The sequence below is a fragment of the Acidobacteriota bacterium genome, assembly GCA_003696075.1.
In the GTDB taxonomy this organism is placed as follows: domain Bacteria; phylum Acidobacteriota; class Polarisedimenticolia; order J045; family J045; genus J045.
This window is the reverse complement of sequence record RFHH01000136.1, coordinates 1-6,156: the sequence shown is the minus strand read 5'-3', so window position 1 is coordinate 6,156 and position 6,156 is coordinate 1. Positions and strand designations below refer to the sequence as shown.

4 protein-coding genes are annotated in these 6,156 nt (G+C 75.1%); all 4 read left to right on the top strand.

All coding sequences use genetic code 11. From position 1 onward, the window contains the following. Positions 1–9: 9 nt before the first annotated feature. The 4 genes from D6718_09020 to D6718_09005 all read left to right on the top strand — a co-directional run bounded on the left by D6718_09020 (position 10) and on the right by D6718_09005 (position 5,829). Positions 10–1,800: a response regulator gene (locus D6718_09020; GenBank protein ID RMG44871.1), complete on the top strand. Its 1,791-nt coding sequence runs from the start codon at positions 10–12 to the stop codon at positions 1,798–1,800. A 184-nt stretch (positions 1,801–1,984) separates the two neighbouring features. After that, on the top strand, positions 1,985–3,922 hold the full coding sequence (gene selB, locus D6718_09015) for a selenocysteine-specific translation elongation factor (protein RMG44870.1): 1,938 nt from the start codon (positions 1,985–1,987) through the stop codon (positions 3,920–3,922). A gap of 75 nt (positions 3,923–3,997) precedes the next feature. After that, positions 3,998–4,180, top strand: a complete 183-nt coding sequence (locus D6718_09010; GenBank protein RMG44869.1) for a twin-arginine translocase TatA/TatE family subunit — start codon at positions 3,998–4,000, stop codon at positions 4,178–4,180. A 62-nt stretch (positions 4,181–4,242) separates the two neighbouring features. Next, on the top strand, positions 4,243–5,829 hold the full coding sequence (locus D6718_09005; protein RMG44868.1) for a hypothetical protein: 1,587 nt from the start codon (positions 4,243–4,245) through the stop codon (positions 5,827–5,829). Positions 5,830–6,156 lie beyond the last annotated feature (327 nt).

The window sequence follows — 6,156 nt, the reverse complement described above, 5'->3', positions numbered from 1 at the left end:
GCGGGGGCGGTGCGCCTGGCGCTCGAGCGGGGAGGGCCGGGGGCGCTGGTGGCGTGGCCGGAAGGTCGTGCGGGACGCGCGCTCGCCGAGCGGGTGCGGCAGGCGGGGGATGCCGAAGAGCTGCTCCCCGGGCGCGGGCCGGCGGTGGAGCTTCCCGGCGGTCTCGTCTGGATCCACCCGGAACGGCCCGCCTCGGCGCCGGACGAGGTGGCCTTGACGCTCGTCCTCGGCTTCCGGAACGCGGTTCCGCCGGAGGCGGAGCGGGTCCTCGGCGCGGTGCAGAGTTCCCTCTCGCTCGCGCTGTCGCGCCTCCTGCTCCAGGCGCGGAGAGAAGAGTCGCGGCTCCGAGAGACGGTCGAGGGGCTTCCCCTGGGCGTGGCGCTCCTCACCCCGGACGGCCGCGTGCGGCTCGTGAACCAGGCCGGCCGCCGGCTGCTCGAGGAGGTGGGCGCCTGGCCGGGCGAGGGCGAGCCCATCGAGAGAATCGGAACGGCCGACCTGGGGCCCCTCGTGGATCGCGCGGCGGGGGGGAGTCCCGCGAGCGTCGAGATCCTCCTCGCGAAGCAGGGGAGAACGCTCGAACTTCGCGTCGTGCCGGCCGGCGCCAACGTCCTCGCCGTGTTCGAGGATGTCACCGAGGACCGGCGGCGGCGGCACCAGCTCGCCCAGGCGGAGAAGCTCTCGGCGCTCGGCAAGCTGATCTCCGGAGTCGTCCACGAGATCAACAACCCGCTCGCCACCGTCGTCGGCTACGCGGAGATGGTGGCCCAGGAGCCGGACGCGCCGGAGCGAATGCGGTGGCTCGGGATGCTGCGCGACGAGGCGGAACGCTGCCAGCGGATCGTCAGGAACATGCTCTCGCTCGCCGGCAGCCGGAGCGGCGGGCGCGAGCTGGTGGCTCCCGCGGCCGTGGCCGAGCGCGCCCTCTCGCTGGTCAGCTACCCGTTCCGCGTCGCCGGGGTGCAGGCGCACCTGGAGGCGGCCCCGGAAACGCCCGCGGTCGAGGCCGATCCGGACGCCCTCCTGCAGATGCTGATCAACCTCCTCACCAACGCGCTGCACGCGCTCGAGGAACACGACGGACCGCGGGAGGTCCGGGTGCGGGTGCGGCCGGACGGGGAGGAGGTGCTGATGGAGGTCGCCGACACCGGGCCGGGGATCCCGCCCGAGCATCTCGACCGCATCTTCGACCCGTTCTTCACCAGCAAGCCGGAGGGCAAGGGTACCGGCCTCGGCTTGAGCCTCGTGGCCGCGACCGCCAGGGACCACGGCGGCCGGGTGGAGGTGCGGAGCGCACCCGGCAAGGGGGCCGCCTTCGTGATCCACCTGCCCGCCGCGGCCGGACGGGAGGAGCCGCCGGCGCCGGAAGAGCGCCCCGCCGCCGCGTCGCTGGCCGGCCTCGAAGGGCGGCGCGTGCTCGTGGTGGACGACGAGCCGGCCGTGGCGGAGCTGCTGGCGGAGATCCTCGAGCGGGCGGGGGCGAGCGCCACGCACGTCTCCAGCGGCGAGGAAGCGCTGCGGCGCGCGCTCGAGGAGCGACCGGATGCCGTGATCGCCGACCTCCGGATGCCCGGGCTGTCGGGCGAAAAGCTCGTGCACGAACTCGGCCGCCGAGCGCCGGAGCTGGTGGAGCGGGTGGTGCTGACGACGGGGGACCTGCTCTCCGCCGACGGAGCGCGCACGATCGAGGCGGCCGGCCGCCCTTGCCTCGTCAAGCCGTTCCAGGTGAACCACGTCGTGGAGACCGTTCGCGGCGTCATCGACGCCGTGGAGGCCGGACGGCGGCCCGGCGAATGCTAGCGGGTGACCTCGCGGTGTCCCGTCCGGCCCGGGGGTTCGCCGAGAGATCGGGCGGCCCTTCCTTCGCCCGCCGGCGCGTGGCGGGGGGCGCCGGGCGCGGTCCGGCCGACTTCGCCCGGGGGAGAGCGCCGGGCGGCGGGCCGGGCCGGGGCCCGGAGGTAAGCCTGCGGAGGCGCGGGAGGCGATGAGCGGGGCGGCGAGCCGCGACGAGATCGTCGTCGGCACGGCGGGGCATATCGACCACGGCAAGTCGACCCTCGTGCGCGCCCTCACCGGCACCGACCCCGACCGCCTGGCCGAGGAGAAGCGGCGCGGGATCACGATCGATCTCGGCTTCGCCCACACCGACATCGGCGGCTACCGCTTCGCCTTCGTCGACGTTCCCGGTCACGAGCGCTTCGTGCACAACATGCTGGCGGGCGCCACCGGGGTCGATCTCGTGCTCATGGTCGTTGCCGCCGACGAGTCGGTCATGCCCCAAACGCGGGAGCATCTCGGCATCTGCCGCCTCCTCGGGCTGCGCGCGGGCGTCGTGGCGATCACGCGGATCGACCTGGTGGAGGGGGAGCTCGTCGAGCTCGTGGAGCAGGAGGTGGCCGACCTCGTGGCCGGGACATTTCTGCAGGATGCGCCGGTGGTGCGCGTGAGCGGGGCGACGGGAGCGGGGCTGGAGGCGTTGCGGGACGCGCTGGTGGAGGCCGCCAGGAAGCTTCCCCCGCGGGCCGAGGAGAGCTGGGCCCGGCTTCCGATCGACCGGGCGTTCGCAGCGCCGGGTTTCGGGACGATCGTCACGGGGACGCTGCACGGCGGCTCGATCGCCGTCGACGATCGGATGGCGCTGTTGCCGGGGGGCCGGCGCGTCCGCGTCCGCGGGCTCCAGGTCCACGGAGAGCCGGTGGCCCGCGCGAACCCGCCCCGGCGCGTCGCGGTGAACCTGCACGGCGCGTCCCGCTCCGAGATCGAGCGGGGGATGGTGCTCGTACCCGAAGGGTGCGAGGTCGTCGCCCGCGCGATGGACGCGATGATCGAGGTGCTCGGCGAAGCGCCGGTGCCGCTCCGGCACGGCCAGAGAGTGCGGGTGCACCACGGTACGGCCGAGGTGATGGGGCGCGTCCTCCTGCCGGCCCGGGACACGATCGGTCCCGGAGAGACCGGGCCCGTCCAGATCCGTCTCGAAAAGCCGCTGGCGGCGCTCCCGGGCGACCGGTTCGTGATCCGGCGCTACAGCCCGGTGACCACCCTCGGCGGCGGCGTCGTCGCCGACGTCGCCCCGCCTCGGTGGAAGCGTAGCGACCGTGCGCGCGCGGAACGCGTGCGGCGATGGGCGGCAGCGGACCCGGAGGGGCGGCTCCGGCTCGCCGCCGAGGCGGCCGGGCGGCGCGGCCTGCGGCTCTCCCCGGAGATCCTCCGGCGGCTCGCCCTGCCGCCGATCGCCGAGGAGCGGCTGCGCCGCGGGGAGGCGGTCGGCCTGCTCGTCGCCGCGGGGAGATGGGCCTTCAGCGAGTCGGGCTACGAGGAGCTGTGCTCGACGATCGCCGGCCGCCTCGCGGAGCACCACGCCGAACATCCGCTCGAGCCGGGACCCGCCCTCGAGCCGTTGCGGGCCGCGGCCGCCCCGGCGCTCCCGCCCGAGGTCTTCCGCGCGGTGGTCGAACGGGGGGCGCGCGAGCGGCGGTGGGTCGTCGAGAAGGAGAACGTCCGGCTCCCCGAACACGCCGGCGAGCCGGCCGGCGGAGAGCGAAGGGCGCTGGAGAAGATGCTGGCCGGACTCGAGGAGGCGGGGCTCGAAGCGGTCGAGTCGGCCCGCCTGCGCGAGCTGGCCGGCGTCGACGAGGCGCGCGCGGCGCGCCTGCTGGCCTATGCGGTCCGCGCCGGGCTGGCCGTGCGGGTGAAGGGGGAGCGGTACATCGGCGCCGGCGCCTGGGAGCGTCTCGTGGCGCGGCTGGAGGCCCTCCGGCGCGAGGGGCGGGAAACGATCGGCATCGCCGACTTCAAGCGGCTGTTCGGGCTCACCCGCAAGCACGCCATCCCCCTGCTCGAACGGCTCGACGATGCTGGCGTGACGCGCCGGGTGGGGGATGCCCGGCGCCTCCAGGGAGCACCGGAGCGCAGCGGTCCGTGAGCCGGCCCGATGGCCAGGGCAGCGGGGTTGGGCGATAATCCGCCCAGAGCGCTTCGCTCGCGGAGGGTCGAATCGATGTTCAGCTTCCCGCGCGGACCCGAGCTCCTCGTCCTCCTCATCCTGCTCGTCCTCATCTTCGGGGCGCGAAAGCTTCCGGAGATCGGCCGCGGTCTCGGCGAGGGGATCAAGAACTTCCGCGCCTCGATGAAGGAGATCTCGGACGAGGGCGGCGGCAAGGCGTCCGACAAGCGCGACTGATCCCTCTTCGCCCGTGCCCGGCCGCCGGATCGTGACCGCCTCCGCCGACCGCTCGATCGTCGATGCCGTCGCCTGACGCGGCACGGGCCCTCTCGCCGGTGTTGCCGGGGGTCGCCGACCCGGTGGGTGGCTCCCGGTACCTGCAGCGGTTCGAGCGGGAACTCCTTCGCCTGGCTCCCCGGCCCGTGTCACGCCGCGAGTTCGACCGGGCGGTCGGCCGGGCCCGCGTCCTCCTTCTCGGAGAGTTCCACCCGCTTCCCAGTGCGTGCGTGACGGCCTGCGAGGCGATCGAGTCGGCGGTGAGCCGGGGCCGCCGGGTCGCCTGCGGGGTGGAGATGGTCCATGCCCGCGAGCAGGCGGCGCTCGACGCCTGGAGCCGCGGCGCGATCGGCGAGGCGGAGCTGCGCCGCCGTCTGAGGTACCGGGAGGAGTGGGGCTACCCGTGGTCGGGTCCGCGCCGGCTCTTGCGGCGAGCACGGGAGTTCGGCGTGCCGGTGTTCGGCCTCGACATCCCGCCGCGGGGCAGCGTCGCCGACCTCGCGTGGCGCGACGAGGTGGCGGCGCGGCGCATCGCCGAGCACCTGCGGGCGCTGCCGGCGAAGGCGCTGGTGATCGCGATCTACGGCGAGGCGCACCTCGCCTCCGCGCATCTTCCAGCCGCGCTGGCGCGCGCCCGGCCGGAGCTGCAGCGGCCGGGAGCGGTGGTGCGGGTCTTCCACGATACCGGCCTCGTGGACACCGGCGGCGTCGGCCGGGCCGGCGATCTGTTCGTGATCGAGCGGGCCGGCGTGCGGCGGCGCGCACCCGCCTTGGCTCGCGTGTACCGCCGTTGGGCCGCCGAGGCGGCACCCGCCGGCGAGATCGACTACGCGCTCGTCGCCCATGAACTGCTCGCGACGCTCGCCGGCGGGATCGGCATCGATCCCCGGCGGCACGAGGTGGGTCCGGCGGAGTGGCTGGCCGATCGGTTTCCCGAGGTCTACGGGCCGGAGGACGCCGCGCGCGCGCGGCGACGGCTGGGCGAGGAGGGGATCGGGCGCGAGCGGGCGGAGAGGATGTGGCGCGTGGCCGTGGCGGCCGGCGCGCGGGCCGTCCCGCGGGCCGGCGTCCTGCTCGTCGGCCGGCCGGATCTTCGCGGCATCACCGTCGCGTGCGGCTTCTACCTCGCGGCGGCGATGAGGGGAGAGGTGCGGACCGCCCCGGGGGAGCGCCGGCACTGGAGCGGGCGCGTGGCCGCCGAAGCGCTCGGCTACGCCCTCGCCGCGCTCGCCGACCGCGGGCTGCCCCGGCCGAGCCTGGCGGGCATCGACCGCTGGTTGCGCGGCGCACCGCCGCGAGTCCGGGAGACGTGGAGCGAGGTCCGGCCCTTGCTCCGGGCGCTCACCTTCCGCGCCTGGCCGGTCGAGCCGCGCCCGGCCGCCGCGACGCCGGTCGGCGCTCGCCTCGCGGGCGCCTGGCTCGGCGGCCTTTTGGCGACGGCGATCGAACGCGGCCGCGTCACGCGTTCCCGGATGCGCCGCTGGCTCGCGCGCCCGCTCCGCACGGAACGCGACGGCCGCGAGCTTCTCGTGGAGGCCGCCCGGTTCACGTGCCGGGGGCATCGGGCGGTGGCGCTTGCCGAAGCGAATCGCCGAACCGGTCGCCGGTAGGCGCCGAGGCTGGGCGAGCAGGTTCGGCAGGTCTTCGCAGGCGAGAGTTGTTCACACCGTGAGATCTCGCGTCACGGGCCGCGGGGACGGTGGCAGCCGCGGAACACCGGCGGTCCGGATGCCGGCGCGTCTTCCCGCACGGAAAAACCGCGGGGGGCGAAGCGGCATTCCGGGGAAAGACGCGCGTGAACGCGATCCCGTTGACTTCGCCAGACGACGCTCGGTACGATGCGCTTCGACCGGCAGGCGGGGACGAGAGGTTCCCAAGTGCCGGAATCTTACGATCCCCATGGGTGGGAAGGGCGTTGACCCGAGCGATCCATCTCG

What these genes read in the sequence shown, in the direction of transcription:
- D6718_09010 (RMG44869.1), top strand. Translation starts at nt 3,998, where the DNA reads ATGTTCAGCTTCCCGCGCGGACCCGAGCTCCTCGTCCTCCTCATCCTG.
- selB (RMG44870.1), top strand. Translation starts at nt 1,985, where the DNA reads ATGAGCGGGGCGGCGAGCCGCGACGAGATCGTCGTCGGCACGGCGGGG.
- D6718_09005 (RMG44868.1), top strand. Translation starts at nt 4,243, where the DNA reads ATGCCGTCGCCTGACGCGGCACGGGCCCTCTCGCCGGTGTTGCCGGGG.